The following is a 23855-nucleotide window of genomic DNA, read 5'->3' on the forward strand; positions in this document are numbered from 1 at the left end:
GCTGACGGTCAACGCGGGGGGCCGCAGCGTGAATCGCGCGCTCTCCCTCATGAGAACCACTGCCGCCGCGAGCGCTCCCTTTGCGTCGCCCGGCGAGGAGCACGACATAGATGGACCGCATCCGCATCGTCGGCGGCAATCCGCTCAACGGATCGATTCCGATCTCCGGCGCCAAGAACGCCGCGCTGCCGCTGATGATCGCCGGCCTGCTCACCGACGAGAAGCTGGTGCTGGAGAACGTGCCGCGCCTCGCCGATGTCGCGCTGCTGCAGCGTATCCTCGGCAATCACGGCATCGACATCACGGTGAACGGCAAGCGCCGTGGCGACGATGCCTATGCCGGCCAGACGCTGGAGATCGACGCCCGCGTCATCGTCGACACCACCGCCCCCTATGATCTCGTCTCGCGGATGCGGGCGAGCTTCTGGGTCATCGGCCCGCTGCTGGCCCGCATGGGCCAGGCCAAGGTGTCGCTGCCGGGCGGCTGCGCCATCGGCACGAGGCCGGTGGATTTCCATCTCGACGCGCTGCGCGCGCTCGGCGCCGAGATCGAGATCGACGCCGGCTATGTGCTCGCCCGCGCGCCGAAGGGGCTGAAGGGCGCGCGCATCGTGTTCCCCAAAGTGTCGGTCGGCGCCACCCACACCGCCATCATGGCGGCGAGCCTCGCCGATGGCGAGACCATCCTCGAGAACGCCGCCTGCGAGCCGGAAGTCGTCGACCTCGCCGACTGCATCAACGCCATGGGCGGGCGCATCGAGGGCCAGGGCAGCCCCACCGTGCGCATCCTCGGCGTGCCGCGCCTGAAGGGCGCCCGCCACGCCGTGCTGCCCGACCGCATAGAGACCGGCACCTATGCGATGGCGGTGGCGATGACCGGCGGCGACGTGCTGCTGTCCGGCGCCCGCGCCGATCTGCTCGATTCGGCGCTCGACACGCTGCGCCAGGCCGGGGCGGAGCTCACGGTCTCCAATGAGGGCCTGCGGGTGAAGCGCAACGGCGCCGGCATTTCGCCGGTCGAGGTCTCGACGGCGCCGTTCCCCGGCTTCCCCACCGACCTTCAGGCGCAGCTGATGGCGCTCACCACCCGCGCCGCCGGCACCTCGAAGATCACCGAGACCATCTTCGAGAACCGCTTCATGCATGTGCAGGAACTGGCCCGCTTCGGCGCCAGGATCCACCTCGACGGCGACACCGCCACCATCGAGGGCGTGGAGCGCCTCACCGGCGCCCCGGTGATGGCGACCGACCTGCGCGCCTCGGTGTCGCTGGTCATCGGCGCGCTGGCGGCCGAGGGCGAGAGCATGATCCACCGCGTCTACCATCTCGACCGCGGCTTCGAGCGGCTGGAGGAGAAGCTCTCCGCCTGCGGGGCGCAGATCGAGCGGATCGCCGGCTGAGCCGTTAGCCGCGCCGTCCCGGCGGCGCCGGTTGCGGCCGATGCCCACTTGAAGCCGGCGGGCGGCGGCGCCATCTGTGCGCCGTGAGCCACACGGAGAACGAGAAATGGGCAGCGGCCTCAAGCTGATTGCGCTCGACGACGAAGATCTCGCCGTCCTGTCGGTGCATCTCCAGGATGCGGTGGTGACGGTCGGCGACATGACCTTCCAGCCCGGCGACCATCGTTTCGTCATGCTCGCCAGCCGGTTCGACTGGGAAACCGCGGTGCAGAAGGAGTTGCTGGCGGAAGGCGCGGGAGCGGGCGAGGGCTCCGGCCCGCTCGATCTCGGCCCCTCCGGCAAGGCGCCGTCGGGTTGCGTGCGCCGCCGCGCCGGCATCCGCTTCGAGCATGTGCTGGCGGCACGGGTGCGCGGCATCGATCTGAAGCGCAAGCGCGACGTGCTGAACCTGCTGCTCGTCACCTTCGAGCCCAGCAACTCGCCGTCCGGCACCGTGACCTTCACCTTCTCCGGTGGCGGCCAGCTTCAGCTCACGGTGGATTGCCTGGAAGCCGGCGTCGAGGATCTCGGCCCCGCCTGGGACGCCAAGGGCACCCCCTGCCACGACGCCTGAGGCTGACGCCCCCTTGGCGACGAGGCCGGCGGGGGCGGCCCGGCACCGAAATTCACTCGCCCCTCTGCCCGTCCCTGCGCTCGGCCGCGCCGCGCCCGAAGCGCCGACAAATTGCCGCGAACACGACAGGGCGGCCACACCCTGCCATCACGCCGACTGGCCTTCACACATCGTCTGGCGACACCGCCTTCGGCAGCCCTTACAGGCGCGCCAGCAGCTCGGTCTTCTTGGCCAGGAACTCCGCTTCGGTGAGGATGTCCCTCTTCCGCAGCTCTCCCAGCCGTTCCAGCTTGTCGAAAATATCGTCATGGCCGGCAGGCGACGCCGGCCGCGACGGGGCCGCAACCGCGGCTTCGGACGTCGCAGGTGCGCTCCGCGTCTCGGATGTCGGCATGCTGGCCGCCGGGGGCGCCGTATCGGTGCTTTCGGGAGCCACCGATGCACCGGCCATGTCGGATACCGCGATGGCGGTTATCTCGGGCGCCGCGACGCCGGCGGCTTCGGGGGCCGGCACATCGGTTGGCGCAGGCATCCACTCCGTTGCGTCCACCGTCGCGGGCACCCGCCGGAGCGAGGCGAGATCGACCTGCCCGAACTGGCTGGAAAAGCTCAGATTATAGCTACCACCCTGCTGCTGGGACACGCCGGAAATCATGTGCTGGTCGGTGTCGTAGACGGTCAGCACGCCATGCTGGCTGATCACCAGCCGACGATCGGACGGGAAGAAGGCGTAGCGCATGTCGTTCTGCGCGCCGGTGGTGCTGGGATTGCCGAGCCCCTCGGGCCACCAGCGGTAGCCGCCGCCGGGACCGCCTCCGCCTCCCACCACCGGTGGCGGCTGCCGGGCGGCGAGATCGGACAGCTCATGGCAAAGCCGGTCGACCTTGGCCTTGAGCCCGTTATTGAACATGTCGCCAATCATCAGCATGCCGCCGAACGACCACTGTCCCATGCCGCCGAGTTCGGGATGGCTGAATTGCGCCATGCGGCCGCCGCCGGCGCATATGGCGTTGAACAGCGTGCGCGCCGCGTCCGTGCTCACTCCATTGGCGTCGGCGATCTGGTTCAGCTGCTGCTCGGTCGACGAGGCGTCGGTCATGGTCGTGTTCGTTCCCGATCAAGAGGAGGCGAAGCGCCGGCGGCAACGCCCGAGCAATCACGCGTTTGACGTTATCCCACTTTTACGACGGCGGAACCATGCAACCGGCGCATCGCGCGCCGAGGAAGGCAGCAGAACCCGGTCCCGCAGGCTTTGGCGGACACATTCCCGGCCTATCCTTCTGCCACCGGAGCGTTTCAGCGGCTGCCCGCATGGAAACGGTATTCGCTGGGGATCGCCAACCGACGCGGACGCTCTTGTCATCCGGCGAGACGGTTGCGATACCGGAGCCGGCGCTCATCGCCATGCCCACGGCCGGGACGATCCTCCGGCCCACGCTTGCAGGACCTCGCTCATGCCGCTCCACCTCGACATTCGCTCGCCCGACTTTGCCGAACGCTTCGAGGCCTTCCTCGGCACCAAACGGGAGGTGTCGGAGGATGTGAGCCGGGCGGTCGCCGACATCGTCGCCGAGGTGCGGGCCCGTGGCGACGCGGCACTGATCGACTATTCGCGGCGTTTCGACCGTATCGACCTCACTGATGCCGGCATCCGCGTCACGGAGGGCGAGATCGACGCCGCCGTCGCCATCGCCGACCCGAAGACGCTGGAAGCGCTTACCCTCGCCCATGAGCGCATCCGTTCGCATCATGCCCGCCAGCTGCCGGAGAGCGGCCGCTATGTCGATGCCATCGGCGTCGAGCTCGGCCATCGCTGGACCCCGGTGGATGCGGTCGGGCTCTATGTGCCGGGCGGCACCGCCGCCTACCCCTCCTCGGTGCTGATGAACGCGGTGCCGGCCAAGGTCGCCGGCGTCGATCGCCTCGCCATGGTGGTGCCGGCGCCGGATGGGGTGCTGAACCCTCTGGTGCTGGCGGCCGCCCGCCTCGCCGGCGTCGACGAGGTCTACCGCGTCGGCGGCGCGCAGGCGGTGGCCGCCCTCGCCTATGGGACGCAGACCATCGCCCCGGTGGCCAAGATCGTCGGGCCGGGCAATGCCTATGTCGCCGCCGCCAAGCGGCAGGTGTTCGGCACGGTGGGCATCGATATGATCGCCGGCCCCTCGGAAGTGCTGGTGATCGCCGATGGCGAGCAGAACCCGGATTGGATCGCTGCCGACCTGCTGGCACAGGCGGAACACGATACCGCCGCGCAGTCGATCCTGCTCACCGACAGCCCGGCGCTGGCACGCGCGGTGGAGGCGGCGGTGGAGCGCCAGCTTGCCACCCTGCCCCGGCGCGACATCGCCGCCGCCAGCTGGGCCGATTTCGGCCTCATCATCCACCTCACTGCACTCGCCGACGCCCCGGCGCTGGTCGACCGGATCGCCCCCGAGCATCTCGAGATCCTGTGCGCCGATGACGAGGGACTGGCGGCGAAGATCCGTCACGCCGGAGCGATCTTCCTCGGCGCCCACACGCCGGAAGCCATTGGCGATTATGTCGGCGGCTCCAACCACGTGCTGCCCACCGCCCGCTCCGCCCGCTTCTCCTCAGGGCTCGGCGTGCTCGATTTCATGAAGCGCACCTCCATCCTCAAATGCGGACCCGACCAGCTGCGCGCCCTCGGCCCAGCCGCCATCGCCATTGGCGAGGCGGAAGGGTTAGGCGCCCATGCCCGCTCGGTCGCCATCCGCCTAAACCTTTGAGATATCAGGCATGGCGGACGGCGAAGACCCTCATGCCGATACGCGCCGCCTGGTGGCGGTGCGGCTCGATCCCGCCTCGATCGGTCGCTCCACCCGCGACATCGAGCACGAGCGCGCCATCGCCATCTACGATCTGATCGACGAGAACAGCTTCGCGCCGCTCGGCGATCCGCACCCCGGCCCCTACGCTCTGGTGGTGTCGCTTGCCGACAACCGGCTGGTGCTGGACATCACCCGCCAGGACGGCGAGCCGGTGGTGTCGCACCACCTGTCGCTGAGCCCGCTGCGGCGGGTGGTGAAGGACTATTTCCTTGTCTGCGAAAGCTATTACGACGCCATCCGCCGTGCGAGCCCCTCGCAGATCGAGGCGATCGACATGGGCCGCCGCGGCCTTCACAATGAAGGCTCCGAGCTTCTGCGCGAGCGGTTGAAGGACAAGGTCGCCTGCGACTTCACCACCGCGCGGCGGCTGTTCACCCTCGTCTGCGCCTTGCACTGGAAGGGCTGAGCGGTGGTGGAAACCGTTCACCCCTCGTTCGGCCCGGCTCGCAGCAAGGCGCGCCCGCAGGCGGTATTGTTCATGTGCGGACAGAACAGCGTGCGCTCGCCCATGGCCGCGGCACTGGCCCGCCATCTGTTCGGGCGCTCCATTTATATCGGCTCGGCCGGGGTGATCAAAGGTGAGCCCGACCCGTTCGTCACCGCCGCCATCGAGGAGATCGGGCTGGACATCAGCCGGCACCGGCCGCAGACTCTCGAAGAACTCGAGGAGAATGAAGGACTTGCCTTCGATCTCGTCATCACCCTTTCTCCCGACGCGCATCACCGGGCGCTGGAATTGACCCGCAGCAACGCCCTCGACGTCGAATATTGGCCGACGCCGGATCCGACCCTCGTCACCGGCAATCGCGAGCAATGCCTCGATGCCTACCGCACGGTGCGCGACGAGCTGGAAACCCGCATCCGTGCGCGTTTCCGACCATGAGAGGCGCTGGCGGGCGTTCACAGCGGCGCGGGTTTCCAGTAGCGTGCCGGCCGTTCGGACCGTCGGATTCTCCGGCGGAACAAGGAGTTCCTGCGTGAGTCCCCGCCCCGCTTTGGTCCTGGCCTCCGCCTCGCCGCGTCGTCTGGCCCTGCTCGCCCAGGCCGGCATCGAGCCCGACGCGCTGTTGCCGGCCGACATCGACGAGACCCCCGAGCGCGCCGAGTTGCCGCGCCGGCTGGCCCTGCGCCTGGCCCGCCAGAAACTGGACGCGGCCGATGCCCGGCGTCGCGCAACCAGTGAATATGACGGCGCCTTTCTGCTGGCGGCCGATACGGTGGTCGGCGTCGGGCGGCGCATCCTGCCCAAGCCCGAACTCGGCGAGGAGGCGGAAGACTGCCTGCACCTGCTCTCGGGCCGCGCGCATCGCGTCTATACCGGCGTGGCGCTGATGACGCCGAAAGGCGGCGTTCGCACCCGGCTAGTGGAAACGCGGGTGCGGTTCAAGCGCCTGGCGGGCGAGGAGATTGCCGCTTACATCGCCTCGCGTGAATGGCTCGGCAAGGCGGGCGGCTATGCCATCCAGGGCCTCGCCGGCACCTTCGTGGTCAAGATGGTCGGCTCCTACACCAATGTCGTCGGCCTGCCGCTCGCCGAGACGGTCGCTTTGCTCGCCGGCGAGCGCTTCCCGGTCCATGAGCGCTGGGGGAACCCGAAGTGACGGACGAGCCGAACGACAAGGCCGGAGCTCGGCCGTGCCCCATCTGCGACAAGCCGCCCGTTACCCGCTATCGGCCATTCTGTTCGAGCCGCTGCGCAGATGTCGATCTGCATCGCTGGCTATCCGGCAGCTATTCGATACCCGGCGGCGACGCTGAGGACGAGGACGGCGAGGAAATACCGCTGGCACCCAGGCCGCCGAAGGCGCGCTGAGCCTCGCCCATCCGACGAAAGCGCCAGCTACGGCGGAAAAGCGCGGTGTTCATCCGGCGATGCCTGCCACGTGAGCAGGCCCAATGCCGTTTTCCGCGAACGGCGCCTACCTCACATTGATGCGGCTCCGCTGCGCTTTCCGCACGGCGAAACCGACCCGCAGCCCATCTATGGGCGTTGCACAAGGCGACCGGCCTCCGCGAACGTTGCAAAAAGCCTTTTCAAAAATTGAGGTTAGCTAACGGCGAGCGTGAATTGGGGATAGCGTCATTTTTCCTTCGCCCCTTATGGACATGCCGAGAGCGAGACTCTATAAACCGCCCCGATCCGCACGGTTTGACGCCGTTGTCGGCTACGCCCAGGTAGCTCAGTTGGTAGAGCATGCGACTGAAAATCGCAGTGTCGGCGGTTCGACTCCGTCCCTGGGCACCATCAACCCTTGATTTCATTGGGTTTTCCGGCGCTTTTAGCCGTTCAATGTGCAATTTGCCATAACGCCTTGTGGTGATGCCCCGCCGCTCACTTCCGCTCGGCAGGCTTCCGCCAGACCTTGGATTCGGCGAAATCGCGAATCAGGTCGCCGAGCTCCGGCTCATCGATCAGCAGGGCGGCGCCTTCTGCCTGGAACCAGCGCTGAACTCGCTCGTGTCGTTCCGGCCAATCGGCTAGCTGGCGCGTTACCGCCAACGGAAACACCTCGACCTTGATCAGTGCGAAGTGCTGGTCGAGCCGCTTCCAGTAGCGATATTCGCCGAACGGCTTGCGGCCGATCTCACCGATCACACCCGCCTCCTGCCGTGCCTCCACCTGTGCGGACTTCCAGTCCTTGTGGTTCTTGATCGGCCAGCCCTTTGGGATAACCGCGCGGTGTGTCTCGCGGGACGTCAGCAGAAGGATCTCCAACTGCCCTTCCGGCGATACCCGAAACGGCAGCGCGGCGATCTGCTCCAGCGTACGGCCACTGGCGGCCAGTTTCGTGAGCTTCTTTTTCTTCTTCGCCATCAGGCGATGTTAGCGGACCGGCCGGGGCCCGCGACTTTTCAATCCGAGCATCCACAGTTGTCCCGCCGCACCGAAGCGCGACGGGGCTGGCGGCCGATCAGCAGGGTTGCCGCGAAGGCGCGAGCGGGACCGCCATCGCCTCTTCCAGCGCTCGTCCAGCGGCCTCGATGCAGTTCTCTATCGCATAGTGGAGCACTGAGAGCGTGCCGGGCTCTTGGTTGTCCATGAACTCGGAGAGTGCCAATTCGGCGAGCCTGGCCGCGAGAACCGCTCGACGGGCGGTTGCTTCCATGTCGGGCTTCTCGACGATGTTCATGACGCCCTCCCGGTCAGCGCACGATCAGTGGCGCCGTCATCGAAACCGCAATCGTACTGGTCTGACGCGAAACGAGCGAAGGCCGCGGGGCTCATCGGCTGGGAAACGAGTCCCTTGGCATAGGCCTCGCCCCATTCTCCGAGCATCACGTTGATTGTCGCGGAGCGCTTCCCTACGACCTGTTCAATCGCCATTGCGGCAAGTAGGTCCTTGGGAAACTCGTTGAAGAACTCCCCGAGGAGGACGCGAGCCCGAGCCGGCGTCACCTCGCCTCTGTCGTCATCCTCGCCGGCAAATTCCACCGGCGGGTGATCGGCGGGCGCGACGAAGCGCGGCACCCTTGGCGTGGGTGCGGTGCCGGTCTGCGGGCCGGTGAGGTCAGCGAGGGCAACGGCCTCGTCGACGATGCGGTCGATGTTCGGTTGGGCGTTCATCTGCTTCTCCCCCTCAGTAGATTTCATAGGCAGTCGTCTCGAGGTCGATCGCCATGGACAGCAGCACGTCCAGCGCCGTGTCCATCATCGCCCGGTCGCACTCGTGGCCCTGCTGCCACGCCACCTGGGTGAAGCGAATCATGGCGTGCAGCTGACTCGCCGTCGTGACGAGCTTGTCGTTGAGCTGCCAGCGGTGGTCGGCGTCGTCGTTGTCGGGGGTTAGGGGTTCGTTAACAGTGTCGGCGGTCATGGCTTTGCTCCGGCGGGAGATGCGTGATACAAAAAGGATCATATGAAATGATCCAAAATTGGTCAAGCATGATTTCACCCGCTCAGTCTCGCGCCGCCAGAGGGCTTATCGGCTGGTCTCAGACCGAACTCGCGCAAGCCGCGGGCATGTCGTTGCCAACCGTCAAGCGATTTGAAACCGGAACAGGCGCGAGAGTTTCCCCCGATGCCATCGCGACCATGAGGCGAGCCCTCGAATCCGCTGGCGTCATCTTCGTCGACGAGAATGGCGAGGGGCCGGGAGTGCGGCTGAGGAAGGTGCGCTAGATCGGTTGCGATCTCCCCCTTGCGCTCGTGTCAGTTGCCACTACCATGTCACCTTAGGGCGGGGTGACACATGACGGCTTCCAAACTTGTAGTCGCGGCGATCTTGGTCCCATTGCTAGGCACTGCAGCCTCGGCACAATGGATCACTCGAAGCCAGGGCGGAGCGTTTGACGACGGGGCGATGCACATTGCTCTAACCGCCAAGGGACGTTACGGCCTTGGTCTTCGTTGCCAGCCGGGCGAGATCAAGATCGTCTTCATGACACCCGAGAAGGTCGATGACAGCGGCACGATTTCGATCATGAATGCCGCAGGGCCTAAACTCCGTCTCCGCGTGGATAAGGGCGAGATATTGGAGTTGGATGCGACAGTGGACGATGTCGAAGAGAAGCTATTGGTCGTGGCCGACGGCGATCTTGATCTGTTCAAGAAAATTCGAGACGCCAAATCGTCAGTTTCGACCGTCGTGACAGTGTTGGGCCAGAACTTCCATGAGACTACCTTCAACGCGCGAGGCGGCGGGAAGGCGATCACGAAGCTCATCAAGGATTGCGACCTAGAATAGGGCCATCGGCGGCGAGAATCTGCGGGGGGATGGGGATATGCAGGCGGAGGAGACCTCATGACCAAGTCGGATTGGCGGCGGATGCGCAATCTGACACTGGGCGTGTTTTCTGGCGCTCGCGTAACCTATAGGCTTCTCATCTGGAGTAGGCAGTGAGTGCCGGTTAAGGCCGCGGGCGGCGAGAGCTGAAGACATATTCCAGGGGCGAAGCATGGGGACTGCAGTTGACGCAACTTTGGCAACCGAACTGTCTCTTCTTTCTGCGCTTATGCTCGCTCATCCGATAGTGGATCACTGGGCGCTATGGCAAGAGCATCAAAAGAAGCGCGACGAGGAGCGACAGAAATATTTTGATCATATCTTTTCGGAGGAGGGAACCGAAGAGGAGACATGGCCGGATCCGATCCTCGTTGAGGATACTGCAGATCCATTAGCTTTTCTCAAAAAACCGGATGCGCTCGAAATGCTGCATTCCATTGAGAATTACCTGAGCGCACAAATCTCAATCGTTGAGAAGTCGTTCTCACGATATGTGGTCACTGGGGACTTGCCAGCGCCTCACTATCCCTTCCGTATCTGCGTCATCCTGCGCAAGTCGAAAGAGAGCGACTTGGAGATGTCGTTTCTCGCAGCATGGTGTCGCCATTTTGGTTGGATCGGGAGGGATTCCGGCGCCCGTTATGCCGATTTGGTTAGTCGCGCCAAAAAATTGGGCGTTGTCGTTCCGGATTCTGACAGAGCTCTGGCGTCTCACCCGCTGAAGAGGCCTACGCCGTAAAGCGCGCCAAGACGCTGAACGAGCTGCTGCACCCGGAGACGGAACACGGGGCTATAGGCGGCGGACATGACCAGAGTCGCCATAATGGCGACTCTGCCAAGCCAGACCGCTTCACTGTCGCCACGGCCAAGGGGCGGGTGGAGCGGAGCAGCAGCGAGATGGGACGAGGATGCTAACGGCCAAATTGGCCGCAAGCATGCGCTACCATTCACCGCCGCCATGTCGGCTGCACCGCGCCGAGCTGACCGCCCTGGAACACGACGAGCAGGTTGATCGCTGGATATTCCTGACCGAAAAGCCGTTGGGAGGGGCGGCGAAGAAAGCGAAGGAGGTTTTGCGTCAACCTGACGCAAAACCCAAGGGTGGCCGCCCGGAAGGCGGTACGCGTGCAGCCGCCCGCGAACTCGGGATGCCGAAGGATGCGGCGTACCGGGCCACGCAGGTTGCGTCGCTGCCAGAGGCCGCCAAGGCCGAGGTGAGGGCGGCGGGGAGTTGGGGTGACCTCCACATATCGCACACACTTCTCGCTTCGCCACCATACCTAGTGTATGATGTGGTTCCTGCAGCTAGTCGGAGGCGCGCGCCATGCAGCTGGAGCTTGTCGAGTTCAGGAACATTTCGCCACACCGTAGCGTCGAGTACATGGTCGATGCCTTGATCGTCCCGGCGGGTGGAGGATTCCCAGATTTCTGGCGCGCTCAGGGAACGGTCGAAGAGCGATCGCCGTTCGACCTTGAAGGTCATGGCATGTGGGAGGAGAAGAAGAGCGCCATTGCCCACGCCCTCGAAGCGGACGGGTACGCAGACATCAAGCGCACACTGGCTCGGTATGACGGCCCGCCCATCCCCCCGGCGGAGTGGATCTAGCCGCTTCTGCGCGGGCTGCTGCCGAGCGCATCCGGGGACGGATGCAACTTGCCGCCGAGAGCATCATTGAAGTCGGCCGCGAGCTTATCCAGCAGAAGAAAGACCTAGGGCACGGGAATTTCTTGGCATGGATTGAAGCTGAGTTCGGGATGAGCGACGAAACCGCGCGCAAATGGATGCGCGTTGCTTCTGAAATAGGTGACAAATTCCAATCTAGTTGGAATTTGCCGGCGTCAACACTTTATGCACTTTCTTCCCCCTCCACCAGCAGGCAGCCTGCGGAAAAGGGGGGCCCAGGATCAGGCGTTGGGGCGTTCCCGAGGTGGACTGACGACCAAGATACACATGCTCGCCGACGCGCTCGGCCGCCCGCTGCGTTTCATCGTCACCGCCGGCCAGGCCGGCGATGCCCCGCAAGCGGCAGCGCTGCTCGAGGGGCAGCCGGGGCAGGCCGTACTCGCCGACAAAGCCTATGACAGTGGCGCCTTGCGCGCGACAATCGCCGGAATGAACGCCGCGGCCGTCATTCCCTCCAACCGGTGCCGCAAGATCGTCATTCCCCACGACGTCGACACCTACAAGCATCGCAACCGGATCGAGCGATGCTTCTCAAGGCTCAAGCACTTCCGCCGCTTCGCCACCCGCTACGACCGCCGAACAATCCACTTCACAGGCTTCGTTCATCTCGCTGGCGCCATGATCTGGCTCAAATGAATGTCGATCCGACCTAGGGGATCCCTCTGTGGATTGGTTGGCCGGCGCCCCTCCCGGCGATGTCGTGCACCACAGGCTTTTTGGAGCTTCCGCCTTTGGTGGCACCGATTGAAATCGCGAACTCCAACCGCCGGAGTTGACCGATACCGTTGAAAAAGTCGGCCATTGTAGCGCAGCCGCCGGGCAGCGAATTTAGCCGATCGAGGCTCGCCCTCTCATGCGGGCCTGATCTGCGGCCCGTTTGGCAGAAGCTTGGCGAGTTTTCTGAGATTCTGGGCTGCTGCGGCGAGATGGAACTCGTCTCTGGCGCCGTTCGGTTCGCGCAGGCGCAGCCGGTCGAGCCTCAGGATGCGCTTGAGATGGGCGAAGAGCATCTCGACCTTCTTCCGCTCCCGCCGCGAGACGACATAGGCGTCGGTCTGCACGATGTCTCTGGCCATGTCGCGGGCACCCTCGTGGATCGAGCGTAGGATTTTGCGGGCCGGCGTGTTGGGGCAGCACTGCGGCTTCAGCGAGCAGGCATCGCAGGCAAATTTGCTGGCGTGGTAGCGCATCAGGCCCTTCTCATCGACAAGCGGGCGCTCTGTTCGATAGACCTTCTGGCGCTGCCTCAGCTCCTTCCCGCCCGGGCAGATGTAAGAGATCGCGGTCGTGGTCATAGCCGAAGTCGGAGCAGCTGAAGGTGCCGTCGCTGCGCTGGGATTTGTCGAAGACCGGGATATTCGGCTCGATCCCACGCTCATGCACCAGCCAGGCGAGGTTCTCGGCCGAGCCGTATGCGCTATCGGCGGCGAGCCGGGCCGGCCAGAGGCCGAAGCGCTCCTGCGTCCGGTCGAGCATGGTTCGGGCCGAGCCGACTTCGGCCTGCCGGATAGCGCGGCTGGCCTCGACATCGACGATGACGGAGTGATCGAGGTCGATCAGATAGTTGGTGGCGTAAGCGAAGAAGGCGTGGCCCTTCAGGGCTCCGGTCCATTGCGCCGCCGGATCAGAGCGGGAGACGAACTTCGGCTTGGCTTCGCTGGCAGCGCCCCAGGCGGCCTCGTCGAGCGTTTCGAGATACTCGCGCACCGAGCGCCGTGTTCGGGCGAGATCATCCCAATCGACCGCCTCGGACGCTTCAGCCGAGCGTTGCTTGTTGGCGTCGGCCTTGATCAGGCTGGCATCGGCCGCGAAGCCTTCGCCGCCGACGAGCCCTTCCGCGATGCAGCGCCGGACGGTCGTCTCGAACAGTTCGCGCAGGAGATCACTGTCACGGAAGCGGCCATGCCGGTTCTTCGAGAAGGTCGAGTGGTCGGGCACATCGCCCTCCAGCCCGAGCCGGCATAATCAGCGATAGGCCAGGTTGAGATGAACTTCCTCGCAAAGGCGCCGCTCCGAGCGGATGCCGAAGCAATAGCCGATGAGCAGAATCCGGATCATCAGCTCCGGATCGATCGAGGGCCGCCCCATCTCGCTGTAGAACGGTCGCAGATGCGCGCGGATATCGGAGAGATCGACAAGCGATCGATGGCGCGCACCCAATGATCGTCCGGCACATGACGCTCAAGGCTAAACTCGTAAAACAGCGCCTCTTGCGCCACTCGCCGTTCGCCCATCATCGCGCCGCTCTCCGACCAAGGACAACTGAATCAGGACTTCATTGCCCCAGCAACCGCGACTTTTTCAACGACATCGACCCTTAACCGACGCTGGCGATGTCTGGTTTGGGCACGTTCGTCGCGTCGGTTTTTCCGATCGGCATGGGGCCAAAGGTAAAGTGGCGGCTTCTGGAGAGTAAGGCTGGGAAAGCCGACGTCCCATATACGTTCCAGGTCCACATGCAGTTCGAATCTCGCTCGGGGGGCGTGCGCGAACCTCAGCCCGAAGCGCAACAGCAAGATGCTATCTATCTAATAGTAGAAGAATAAAGGGATTTTGTCTGGAAATCAGCGGTGTTTGACGGACTGATTGAGATTCGAACGCGTACACCGAAATAGTCGACCAGCGTCCGGACGAGACCTGAGTCCGGTTTTTGAGGTTGGCAAACCTCGCTTTGGCCACCAGATGAAGGCGAAACCGAATGTCCGCTGCCAAGAAGCGATCTAATGTCTCTTCTTGGCGCCGGCATGCCAACACCGACCTCTTCGCGACCAGCTCTTATGGCATTAGCTTAGACGGGGTTGCTTCTCGGAAGGAGGATGCCATGCACGTCAATCAAGAGACCAACCCACAGCACGAGCCTTGAAACGCCGGCCGGATCCGTCGGTGCCAAACCTCCCCATAAGCCCAAGCATATCTGGGCGCTGCGCACGCGGCTGCAGATTGCCAATCGGGTGCGCGATCTCGCCATGTTCAACCTTGCCATCGACAGCAAGCTGCGTGGCTGCGATCTGGTCACACTGAAGGTCGGCGATGTTTTCTCCGGCAGCGGTATTCGCACGAGATCGGTGGTCGTCCAGCACAAGACCGGACAGCCGGTTCCCTTCGAGATCACCGAACCGACGAAGGGTGCACTCGCTGCGTGGCTCGCAATCCGGCGCGCAAAGGGAAGCGATTGGCTTTTGCCGAGCCGCAGCCATAGTGGAGTACATGTGATTAGGCAGTATGGACGTCTCGTCGATCAATGGGTAAGCCTGATCGGCCTAAATCCGGCTGATAACGGGACGCACAGCCTGCGACGAACAAAGGTCTCCATCCTCTACAAGCGGACCGGAAATCTGCGTGCCTGTCAGCTCCTGCTTGGTCATACGAAGCTCGAAAGCACCGTGCGCTATCTCGGGATCGAAGTGGACGACGCCCTGAGCTTATCGGAGCAAACGGAGATCTGAGGTTTAGCACTGGCTATTCTAGGGACTGCCGGTGCCGCTGACCCAATGCCAACATTCCGGAGATCCGCTGCTAGAAGAAGCACGCAATGCTCAAGTGCTATGTGCTTCGCAGCCCTGTCTTCGTGAACCAGATTACGATGTTGCGAGATCTGGAGGTGTCGCGCGCTGGCAGCCCAATACAATCAGCAAGTCGTGAGCCCTGCTGTCGATTCTGATAGTGGCGGACCTGCCGGACGATGCCAGACGAACGCCGTCGAGCACGGAATAGGATTTGCCGGCCTCGCCATCAGCCCGAACCTCGATCCTGCAAATGGTTTTGCCTAAGGTCACCGTCGCCTCGAATCCCAGCCATGCGAAGGGGATGCAGGGGGTGACGAGCAGGAAATCGCCTTCCCGGCGAATGCCGAGAATGCCTTCGACGCCAGCCCGATGCATCCAGCCGGCGGACCCCGTGTACCAGGTCCAGCCGCCGCGTCCGGCATGGGGGGCGACCGAATAGATATCGGCGGCAACCACATAGGGCTCGACCTTGTAACGTTCGGCTTCATCCATCGTGCGGGCGTGATTGATCGGGTTGAGCAGTGCGAACAGATCATGCGCCTTGTCGCCAGCGCCCAGCTTGGCGAAGGCGAGCACCGCCCACATGGCGGCGTGGCTGTATTGCCCGCCATTCTCGCGCAGGCCCGGCGGATATCCCTTGATGTATCCGGGATCGAGGGGCGTGCGATCGAAGGGCGGGGTGAACAGCAGTGCCAGCTTGTCGTCGGTGCGGATGAGATGACGCTCCAGCGAGGCCATCGCCTTCGCGGCACGCAGGCTGTCGGCAGCACCGGACAGCACTGCCCAGGACTGCGCGATAGAGTCGATGCGGCATTCGCCGCTGTCCTTCGAGCCGAGCCAGGTGCCGTCATCGAACGTCGCCCGCCGATACCACTCGCCGTCCCATGCTGAGCGCTCCAGCGCCCGCCGCACCGAGGCGGCATGAGCCCGCCAGCGGCGGGCACGCTCGGGATCGCGTTCGTCGGCGAAGGGAGCAAACATCTCGATGGTGCGGATCAGCAGCCAGCCGAGCCAGACACTTTCGCCTTTGCCAGCCTCGCCGACGCGGTTCATGCCGTCATTCCAGTCGCCAGTGCCGATCAGCGGCAGTCCGAGCGCGCCGGAGAGCGCAACAGCATGGTCGAGGCCGCTGGCGCAATGCTCGAACAGCGGCCCCGTCGCGTCTGCCGGCATCGGCTGGAAGAAGTGCTCGTGCTCCTCCGGCCGCAATTGCGGACCGTCGAGATAGGGCACGGGCTCGTCGAGGATCGCCGCGTCGCCGGAACTGGCGATATAGGTTGCGGTGGCGAAGGCGAGCCAGACGTGGTCGTCGGATATGCGGGTGCGCACGCCCTGGCCCGATTGCGGCAGCCACCAATGCTGGACGTCACCCTCGGCGAACTGCCGCCCGGCGGCGTGCAATATATGGCCGCGCGTCTCTGCCGGCAGCGCCAGTATCAGCGCCATGCCGTCCTGCAACTGGTCACGGAAGCCATACGCTCCGCTGGCCTGATAGAAGGCAGAGCGCGCGGTGATGCGGCAGGCCAGCGTCTGATACAGCAGCCAACCGTTCAGCATGATGTCCATTGCCCGGTCCGGCGTCTTCACCTGCACGGTGCCGAGGATCGTGTTCCAGCGATCCGTCACGGCGCCGAGAACAGCGTCTAGGTCCGCTTCGCGATAGCGAGCGATCAACGCCCGCACCTCGTCCACCGAATCACACTGGCCGAGGAATGACACGACCTCGACGCTCTCGCCTATGCCGAGCTCGATCACCGTTTGCAGGGCGGCGCACGGGTCGAGACCGGCGCCGGTCCGGCCGGAAAGTGGTTCGATGGCCGCGAGGCCGAGCGGCGACGCGGGCCCGCCATGTCGGCCGAGGAACTCGGTACGGTCCGCGGTCCAGGAAGTCTGGCGGCCGGCGAGATCGGCGAAGGCGACGCGGGAGCCAAAAGTGGTGCTCCAGCGATTGCGCGCCAGCAGCGCGCCGCTTGGTTCGTCGATCTCGGTGGTGATGAACGGGGCGGCGGCCCCACGCGACCTGCCGAGTACCCATTCCGCATAGGCGGTCACCGAGAACCGGCGCGGCCGGCCGGACAGGTTGGTGAGCTTCAGGCGCGAGATCTTGATCGGATTGTCGAGCGGCACGAAGTGCACGAGGTCGAGGGCGATGCCGTGCGCCTCATGCTCAAAGCGGCTATAGCCAAAGCCGTGCCGCGCAACATAAATGCCGTCATCACGGATCGGCTGCGCGGTCGGGCTCCAGAGCTCACCGCTCTCCTCGTCCCGCACATAGATCGCCTCGCCCGCAGGGTCGACAACGGCATCGTTCGACCATTGGGTAAGCTGGTTCTCGCGGCTGTTCTGCGCCCAGCTATAGCCGCTGCCCTCCGCCGAGATCTGAAAGCCGAAGCCGGAATTGGCGATCACGTTGATCCAGGGCGCCGGGGTCGTGCGACCCCTGTCGAGAACGGTCACATACTCACGCCCATCCTTGTCGAACCCGCCGAGGCCGTTAAAGAATTCAAGCGATGGCGGCTGGCGCGGCGGCGCGGGGTTCGGCAGCGTGGCGAGGGGACGGCTGCGCCGACGGACAACAGGTAGCTCCGGCATGCGGCGCATGCGGGCGAGCTGGTCGGCGATGGTGCCGCGCCGCGCCACCAATACGATGCGGGCGACGGACTGCAGCATCGCGCGCGAGTCCACGCTCATGAGGTCGGCGCGCAGCACGTGGACCGATCCCTTGGCTGGCTCGTCGTGGGGAATCGGGCGGGATGCACTCGTGCGTACCGCCGTCTCAATAGCAATCTGAAGATCCTGCGCATAGGAGGAGGCGCGCTCATTGACGATGACGAGGTCGACCGCGAGCCGCTTCATCCGCCAATATTCCCAGGCCCGCAGCAACTGGCGCATCTGGGCGATGTCCTCGATATCGTCGATGCGCAGCAGAACGATCGGCAGGTCGCCGGAAATGGAATGCTGCCAGAGGCCCGATTGTGGGCCGGCGCCTCGCAGGATGGCTTCGGAGGGCGCACGAAGGCGCCGGTCCGCGTAGAGCAGCGGGGCGGCCAGCCGCTGGAAATCAGCAGCCTCCTCCATGTTCACGTCGATGTGGCGGAGCTGGACTTGGGCCTGCGTCCACGCCAGCGTCCGGGCACGGTCGAAGGCATTGCGGTCGTGATGAGTGTCGATGAGGTCGACGAGTTCGTCGCGCGACGACGCCACCACGGTCCAGAACGCGATACGGGCGATTCTACCCGGCGCGATGCGCACGCTCTGGCGCAGCGAGAAGATCGGGTCCAGCACGGTGCCGACGGTGTTCGACAACGCACCGCTCGACATGGCCTGAGCCGTGCCGATGTTACGGCCGCGACCGACAAAGCGTTCACGGGCGGTCTCATATTGCGGATCAGCGGTGATCTCGCCTTCCACGACCGTGAAATGTGCTGCCCATATCTGTGGCTCGCCCGGCGAGCGGGGGCGCCGCGTGGCGATAACAGCGCCGAATTCCGGCAGGTGCTCGGTCTCGACGAACATCTTGGCAAAGGCCGGATGAGCATTGTCGGCGGCCGACGTCGTCAGCACCAGCTCGGCATAGGAGGTGAGTTCGATCTCCCGGGCGCGCCGGCCGCTATTGGTGAGCGAGACGCGGCGAACCTCGCCATCGTGCTCGCCGGAGATGACGACATCCATCATCGTCGTCAGGCCGATATCTTGACGGATGAATTCCGCGTGGTCCTCGCTGAACAGGACATCGGTCTCGCCGGCGACATCCGCCATCGGCTGGGTGGTTGCCGACCAGACGTTCCCGCTCTTTGTGTCGCGCAGGAAGATGAACGACCCCCCGTCGTCGCGGGTGGCATCCTCGCGCCAGCGCGTCACGGCAATGTCGCGCCAATGGCTGTAGCCGCCGCCCGCCGCAGTCATCATCACGGCATAGCTGCCATTGGAGAGCAGATGCGTGATCGGCGCTCCCGGCGCGGGCGAGATGAGGCGACGCACCGTCGCGCCATCACTCAAGGCATCGCCGGCCGCCGCTCGCACCTCCTCGGCGCGGGGACGGGCGACAATCACGTCTCGCGGCGAGCGTTCCTGCAGCAGCAGCTCGCTTGCCTTTATCATAGGCTCGCGGTGGAAGCGGGCACGCATCTCGCCATCTCGCAAAGTGTTGGCGATGGCGACGATGGTCATGCCCTGATGATGGGCCATGAAGTTGCGGACGATGGCGACGTCTTCGTCTTCCGGAACACGCGAACGCGTGAAGTCCAGCGCTTCATAAAAGCCGTAGCGCCCCTGCGCACCCAGTCCGGCGAGGCGGGCATAGTTATGCCGCGCCTGTTCGGGGTCCACCATGCTGGCGAGGCCAGTCGCATAAGGGGCAACGACAACATTGTCCGACAGGCCGCGCTTGAGGCCGAGGCCCGGCACGCCGAAATTGGCATATTGATAGGTGAGTTCGATATCGCGCGCATTATAGGCGGATTCCGACATACCCCAGGGAATGCCGAGCGAGCGGGCATAGGATCGCTGCCGCTCGACAACGAGGCGGTTGGTCTGTTCGAGCACGCTGCCGGCTGGGGCGCGCATCACCAGCGACGGCATGAGATACTCGAACATCGACCCCGACCACGAGATCAGCGCCGAGCCGCTGCCGAGCGGCGTCGCGAGCCGCCCGAGCCGGAACCAGTGGCGGGTCGGCGCATCGCCCTTGGCGATGGCGAACAGGCTGGCAAGGCGGGCTTCCGATGCCAGCAGGTCGTAGCAGCTCGGGTCTAGACCGTTATCGGCAAGCGAATAGCCGATGGAGAGCAGTTTCCGCTCGGGATCGAGCAGAAAGGCAAAGTTCATCTCCATTGCCATGGTCCGCGCCGCATCTGCCAGCATGCGCAGCCGGGTCTTCGTGGTTGTCGGCGCGGCCAGAAGCTGGAGCCGGTCGCGCTCATGCTCGTTCACTGCCCGGCCAATCGCTTGGATCCAGAACGCGATGTCCGGCGAGCTGTCGTCCGTGGTCGCCGGGACGATCTCGTGCGCATGCCGGCCGGCCCTTTCGGCGAGCCGCTTCAGAACCGGGGTTATCGCTTCGAGCGTCTGCACACCGTTCAGCTGGGCGTCAATCTCGTCAAGGATTGCCGCCAGCGCCTGCCCTTGCGTGCCTCCGGCACTGGGCAGCGCCGACATCGCCTCGCGCGCGAGTGCAAAAGCGTCGGAGACGCCGGCGCGCGCGTTCACGCCGACGGGGGCATCGATCCATTCCTCGCAGGCATTTGCGAGCGCGATGAGATGGCCGGCGAGATTGCCGCTGTCGACCGACGAGACATAGGCAGGAGACAAGGCCGCCAGATCCTGCGTGCCGTACCAGTTAAGAAAATGCCCGCGAAAACGCGGCAATCTCTTCAACGTGGCGAAGGTCGCTTCGAGCCGCGTGATGGTTTCGATCGTGCCGGCCCAGCCGAAGTCGCGAGCGGTGACGGCCGAAAGCAGATAAAGGCCGATATTGGTCGGCGAGGTGCGGTGCGCGACGACCGGCTTCGGCACCTCCTGAAAATTGTCCGGTGGCAGCATGTTCTCGGCCGGCGTGACGAAAGTCTCGAAAAATCGCCAGGTGCGTCGTGCGATCAGCCGCAGATCGCGTGCCTCCCGCTCGCCGACGGCGAGGCGTACCGGTACTTTGGGCGAACGGCTGACCCACTGCGCTATCGCCGGAGCGCCCAACCAAAGCAAAGCGAAGGGCAGGACAAGCGGCCAAGAGGACCGCTCCAGCGCAAGCGCCGTTGCGGTGACGACGAGTGCGAGGGCAGTCCCGCCCGCCATCTGTCGGTAGAAGCCGAAGCGATCCAGACGCGGTGCCGCCGAGGAAGTCGCGGCAGTCGTCCACTCAAGGAGATGGCGGCGGGTTACCAGCAGCCGCAGCAGTGTGCGGATTGCAGCATCCCCGGCCCGCCAAGCCCGATCGGGAAGAAAGGTGAGAGATAGCCAGGTTTGGGCTGCAGCGAGCCGGATATCGGCGAGCACTTGGCCGAAATGGCTGCGCATCCGTATGTCGGGACGGCGAGGAAGCAGGGAGAACAGGATCGGCAGGAAGGCGGGAATCGCTAGGGTCGAGATCGTCAGCAGCGTCCCGATCAGTGCCGTTGGCATGGGAAGAAGCCAGCACAGACCGAGCGTGAGCAGGGTGAGCGGGCCGAGGGTGGAGCGGCGCAGATTATCGAGCATCTTGCCGCGGCCGACCCGGGTGAGCCCGCGCTGCCCCGTATCCACACCGATGATCCACGGCAGCAACTGCCAGTCGCCGCGCATCCAGCGATGCTGGCGTTTGGCGACGACGTCGTAGCGCGATGGGAACTCTTCGATGAGCTCGACATCGGAAGCAAGGCCCGCCCGGGCAAACACACCTTCCAAAAGATCGTGGCTGAGCAGGGTGTTTTCCGGGATGCGGCCGGCGAGCGAAGCTTCGAAGGCATCGATCTCATAGATGCCCTTACCGGTGTAGGAGCCTTCGCCGAACAGGTCTTGATAGACATCAGACACCGCCGCCGCATAGGGATCCATGCCGCCACCGCCGGAAATGACCCGCTGGTAGAAAGACCCTTCGCGCCCGATCGGCAGCGAAGGAGTGACGCGCGGCTGGAGAATACCGTAACCGCCAACCACGCGCTGCTGGGCGGCACTGAATTTCGGCCGGTTCAGCGGATGCGCCATCTTGCCGACCAGCCGCAATGCGGCGTCGCGCGGCAGCCGCGTATCGGCGTCGAGCGTTATGACGTAACGTACATCCGCCGGGACCTGCGGCGCCCGCCCGGCGATGGCCATGAAGGAGGTGTCGTCTGCGCCGCGCAGCAGCCGGTTGAGTTCGTGCAGCTTGCCGCGCTTGCGCTCCCACCCCATCCATTTGCCTTCACCCGAATTGAACCGGCGATGGCGGTGCAGCAGAAGGAAGCGGTCGCCGGAAAGACCTGGACCGTGGCGCTTGTTTAGCAACCCTATTTCTGCCGCGGCGAGTTCCAGCAGCGTGGCGTCGCCCGGCAGGGTCTCTACGTCGGCATCGATGCCGTCAGACAGCCAAGCGAAAATGAGGTCGCCGCCGACGCCCGAGAGGAAGTGAACCTCAAGCCGTTCGATCTGCTCCCGAAGATCGGCTTCGCTGGTGAGCAGCGTCGGCACTGCGACAAGGGTGCGTAAGGTGCTTGGAACACCCTCCGCAAGTTCGAGACCGGGCAGGCCGGTGGCGCCGAACATCCATGCCACACCGCGGTTCACCAGGGCGGTCGCCACCTCGCTTGCCGGACTGAAGCCGACGAGCGCGAGTAATGCGAGCCAGCCGCCCGACAAGCCAGCCGTGGAAAGGGCCCACAGCGCTAGCGCGATAAAGCAGGCAGTGAAGCCTATAATTGTGCCGATGTAGCCGCCAATGCCAAGCCGGGTGCTGATACGGCTAAGGCGCAGCCGGGCTGGGGGCCGGAAATGAATCGTCCGCTCGAACGCGTGCCGTCCGTCACCGACAAGATAATAACCGGGATCTTCGGCTGGATCGGCCTGTAGACCGCGCTCGACGACCGGTGCCGCCGTTGCCGCGGATTGCAGCGCCAGCCGGGCGATATCGAGCTCGGACGTTGAGGAGCCGCGGGCGAGCTGCTCAATGCCGCTCCGATAGAGATTGCGCGTGGGAAAATCCATCAGAGCGAAGTCGCTGCCGGCGCGCAACCTATCATCGACCAGACTGACGCTTTCGAACAGATCGGCCCAGTCGATGTCGGAGATCAGCCGCATGCTGGTAATGACGTTGCGTACGCTGACATTGGATGCGCCAAGCCTCTGCTGGGCATGCTGGACAACGCCGTCGACCGAGGCTCCCTGTACGCCGAGCCGTGCCTCCAACCATCCCAGCGCTGGTGTGGTACGGGGATCCTGATCCCTGAGCCGTTTGACCAATTGCGCGGCGAATACCTCATCGAGCGGAATCGGCGAGCGGGTGAGAATGTCAGCGTCGAGCGCGGTGCGGGCGTCACCGGCGACGAGCAGCCGATCGGCCAGCACATCGGCCTCGCGACGCCATTCGCGCCCAGCGGTGATCTGGTCGGCGAGCCGGCGCAGATTTTCGATCAGCACGATGCGCAGCGTGATCGCCACCGCCCATAGCTCGCCGATCGTGAGCGGTTCGACCTGCTGGTAGGCCCTAATGAAACGCTGCAGCATCTCGGGATCGAAGTGGCTGTCCGTATGGGCGACATAGGCCCAGGCGAGACCCAGCACGCGGGGATAACCGGCAAATGGGCCATCACCGAGCTTCGGCAATTGCCGGTAGTAGCCCGGTGGCAGGTCATCTCGAATCTCGCGGACCTGCTCCTCGATGAGATGATAATTGTCGAGCAGCCACTCGGCGGCTGGAACCACGGTGCAGCCAGCCTCTGCATCTGCAGCCGCCGCCCGATAGGCGGCGAGCAGGACACTTGCATTGTCTTTCAGCCGCGCATGCAACATGGGGACGGGCGGTGGTCGCGTCGTGATGGGCTGCGCGGTCGCCAGACTTCTCGCATGCTGTTCCAGCCGCTCTGCACCGAAGAGCTCCTCGCGGATCGGCGAGGCATCATCCCAGACCGAGCCTTTCCACGCACGACGTCTCCATGAGGAGAACTGCGATCCATGGCGACGGCGAAGATCAGCAATCAGATTCATAATGCCTTCCGGTCCGGAGTGGCGCGAGAGGCATGACCTGCCGATCGCCGTCTACCCCTGTGCGGTGCGCGGCTGCAGGGGGAGGATTGGCAGCCGGTTCGGTCCCGGCGCGGACTTGGGGGAGCGCGCTCCCGATCGCCGGCGCCAGTCGGCCGCTGCCGGCAACTCGCCATTCACATCGACATGCGCGGCGCCACCGCCTTGCGACACACGCTTTTCTGAGAAGCGGACGCTGAGCAGACGTCCCTCGGCAGTTCGGAGGTGAAGATCGTCTCGGCCAAACACCTCTCTGAGCGTTGATGCCTGGAGGCGGATTTCACCGCAACTCGTCACTTGGCCTGAATTTGAGATGTAGCCATCGAAATCATACTGTGCCGGAGCCACCGAGGCGTTCCCGCATAGGAGAAGGCCGGTCCCGCGGAGTCCG

Annotated in this window: 19 protein-coding genes, 1 tRNA gene and 2 pseudogenes; 15 read left to right on the top strand and 7 right to left on the bottom strand. The window is 64.7% G+C overall.

Features of this window, described 5'->3' with window-relative positions:
• Positions 1–110 precede the first annotated feature (110 nt).
• Entirely contained in the window at positions 111–1400 is a 1290-nt protein-coding gene (murA, locus tag KHC24_RS01670) for a UDP-N-acetylglucosamine 1-carboxyvinyltransferase (protein ID WP_213358745.1), read from the top strand.
• Between the two features lie 106 nt (positions 1401–1506).
• The gene (locus KHC24_RS01675) at positions 1507–2013 is read left to right on the top strand and encodes a DUF2948 family protein (protein ID WP_213358747.1); all 507 of its coding nucleotides are present in this window, start codon (positions 1507–1509) and stop codon (positions 2011–2013) included.
• A 199-nt stretch (positions 2014–2212) separates the two neighbouring features.
• On the opposite strand, the gene KHC24_RS01680 is transcribed toward KHC24_RS01675, so the two are convergent.
• Complete coding sequence (locus KHC24_RS01680; RefSeq protein WP_213358748.1) at positions 2213–3112, bottom strand: SHOCT domain-containing protein; 900 nt, start codon at positions 3110–3112, stop codon at positions 2213–2215.
• A gap of 355 nt (positions 3113–3467) precedes the next feature.
• On the opposite strand from KHC24_RS01680, the gene hisD reads away from it, so the two are divergent.
• The 6 genes from hisD (at position 3468) to KHC24_RS01710 (ending at position 7107) form a co-directional block, all read left to right on the top strand.
• Positions 3468–4760, top strand: a complete 1293-nt coding sequence (hisD, locus tag KHC24_RS01685) for a histidinol dehydrogenase (RefSeq protein WP_213358749.1) — start codon at positions 3468–3470, stop codon at positions 4758–4760.
• A gap of 10 nt (positions 4761–4770) precedes the next feature.
• Positions 4771–5268 carry a UPF0262 family protein gene (locus tag KHC24_RS01690; RefSeq protein WP_213358751.1) on the top strand — a complete coding sequence of 166 codons (498 nt, stop codon included), beginning with the start codon at positions 4771–4773 and terminating at the stop codon, positions 5266–5268.
• A 72-nt stretch (positions 5269–5340) separates the two neighbouring features.
• Positions 5341–5745 carry an arsenate-mycothiol transferase ArsC gene (locus tag KHC24_RS01695; RefSeq protein ID WP_213358881.1) on the top strand — a complete coding sequence of 135 codons (405 nt, stop codon included), beginning with the start codon at positions 5341–5343 and terminating at the stop codon, positions 5743–5745.
• Between the two features lie 94 nt (positions 5746–5839).
• Entirely contained in the window at positions 5840–6463 is a 624-nt protein-coding gene (locus KHC24_RS01700) for a Maf-like protein (RefSeq protein WP_213358753.1), read from the top strand.
• Positions 6460–6675: a DNA gyrase inhibitor YacG gene (yacG, locus tag KHC24_RS01705; protein ID WP_213358755.1), complete on the top strand. Its 216-nt coding sequence runs from the start codon at positions 6460–6462 to the stop codon at positions 6673–6675. The genes KHC24_RS01700 and yacG overlap by 4 nt, the downstream gene beginning before the upstream one ends.
• 356 nt (positions 6676–7031) lie before the next feature.
• Positions 7032–7107 (top strand) — tRNA-Phe (locus tag KHC24_RS01710).
• An 87-nt stretch (positions 7108–7194) separates the two neighbouring features.
• Here the strand turns inward: KHC24_RS01710 and KHC24_RS01715 are convergent.
• The 4 genes from KHC24_RS01715 to KHC24_RS01730 all read right to left on the bottom strand — a co-directional run bounded on the left by KHC24_RS01715 (position 7195) and on the right by KHC24_RS01730 (position 8677).
• Complete coding sequence (locus KHC24_RS01715; protein ID WP_213358758.1) at positions 7195–7677, bottom strand: NUDIX hydrolase; 483 nt, start codon at positions 7675–7677, stop codon at positions 7195–7197.
• A 97-nt stretch (positions 7678–7774) separates the two neighbouring features.
• Positions 7775–7993, bottom strand: coding sequence for a hypothetical protein (locus KHC24_RS01720; protein ID WP_213358760.1), 219 nt, complete (start codon positions 7991–7993; stop codon positions 7775–7777).
• Positions 7990–8427, bottom strand: a complete 438-nt coding sequence (locus tag KHC24_RS01725) for a hypothetical protein (protein ID WP_213358761.1) — start codon at positions 8425–8427, stop codon at positions 7990–7992. Before KHC24_RS01725 ends, KHC24_RS01720 begins: the two co-directional genes overlap by 4 nt.
• A gap of 13 nt (positions 8428–8440) precedes the next feature.
• Entirely contained in the window at positions 8441–8677 is a 237-nt protein-coding gene (locus KHC24_RS01730) for a hypothetical protein (RefSeq protein ID WP_213358763.1), read from the bottom strand.
• A 68-nt stretch (positions 8678–8745) separates the two neighbouring features.
• On the opposite strand from KHC24_RS01730, the gene KHC24_RS01735 reads away from it, so the two are divergent.
• The 6 genes and pseudogenes from KHC24_RS01735 to KHC24_RS01755 all read left to right on the top strand — a co-directional run bounded on the left by KHC24_RS01735 (position 8746) and on the right by KHC24_RS01755 (position 11906).
• On the top strand, positions 8746–8982 hold the full coding sequence (locus KHC24_RS01735) for a helix-turn-helix domain-containing protein (RefSeq protein ID WP_213358883.1): 237 nt from the start codon (positions 8746–8748) through the stop codon (positions 8980–8982).
• A gap of 70 nt (positions 8983–9052) precedes the next feature.
• Positions 9053–9547: a hypothetical protein gene (locus KHC24_RS01740; RefSeq protein WP_213358765.1), complete on the top strand. Its 495-nt coding sequence runs from the start codon at positions 9053–9055 to the stop codon at positions 9545–9547.
• 211 nt (positions 9548–9758) lie between these two features.
• Complete coding sequence (locus KHC24_RS01745) at positions 9759–10325, top strand: hypothetical protein (RefSeq protein ID WP_213358767.1); 567 nt, start codon at positions 9759–9761, stop codon at positions 10323–10325.
• A gap of 585 nt (positions 10326–10910) precedes the next feature.
• Complete coding sequence (locus tag KHC24_RS01750; RefSeq protein ID WP_213358769.1) at positions 10911–11192, top strand: hypothetical protein; 282 nt, start codon at positions 10911–10913, stop codon at positions 11190–11192.
• A gap of 41 nt (positions 11193–11233) precedes the next feature.
• Positions 11234–11398, top strand: a pseudogene (locus KHC24_RS25590) (DUF3102 domain-containing protein); the annotation flags it as partial.
• Positions 11399–11435: 37 nt separating this feature from the next.
• Positions 11436–11906: an IS5 family transposase gene (locus KHC24_RS01755; RefSeq protein WP_213358771.1), complete on the top strand. Its 471-nt coding sequence runs from the start codon at positions 11436–11438 to the stop codon at positions 11904–11906.
• A 215-nt stretch (positions 11907–12121) separates the two neighbouring features.
• Here KHC24_RS01755 and KHC24_RS01760 read toward each other — a convergent pair.
• A pseudogene (locus KHC24_RS01760) lies at positions 12122–13507 on the bottom strand (transposase).
• A 579-nt stretch (positions 13508–14086) separates the two neighbouring features.
• Between KHC24_RS01760 and KHC24_RS01765 the strand changes: the two are divergent.
• A complete protein-coding gene (locus KHC24_RS01765) occupies positions 14087–14716 on the top strand; it encodes a tyrosine-type recombinase/integrase (protein WP_213358773.1) in 630 nt (209 codons plus the stop codon).
• Between the two features lie 132 nt (positions 14717–14848).
• Here KHC24_RS01765 and KHC24_RS01770 read toward each other — a convergent pair whose 3' ends face one another.
• Entirely contained in the window at positions 14849–23428 is an 8580-nt protein-coding gene (locus KHC24_RS01770; RefSeq protein WP_213358775.1) for a GH36-type glycosyl hydrolase domain-containing protein, read from the bottom strand.
• Positions 23429–23855: the final 427 nt, after the last annotated feature.

This window comes from Ancylobacter defluvii (assembly GCF_018390605.1).
Classification (GTDB): Bacteria; Pseudomonadota; Alphaproteobacteria; order Rhizobiales; family Xanthobacteraceae; genus Ancylobacter; species Ancylobacter defluvii.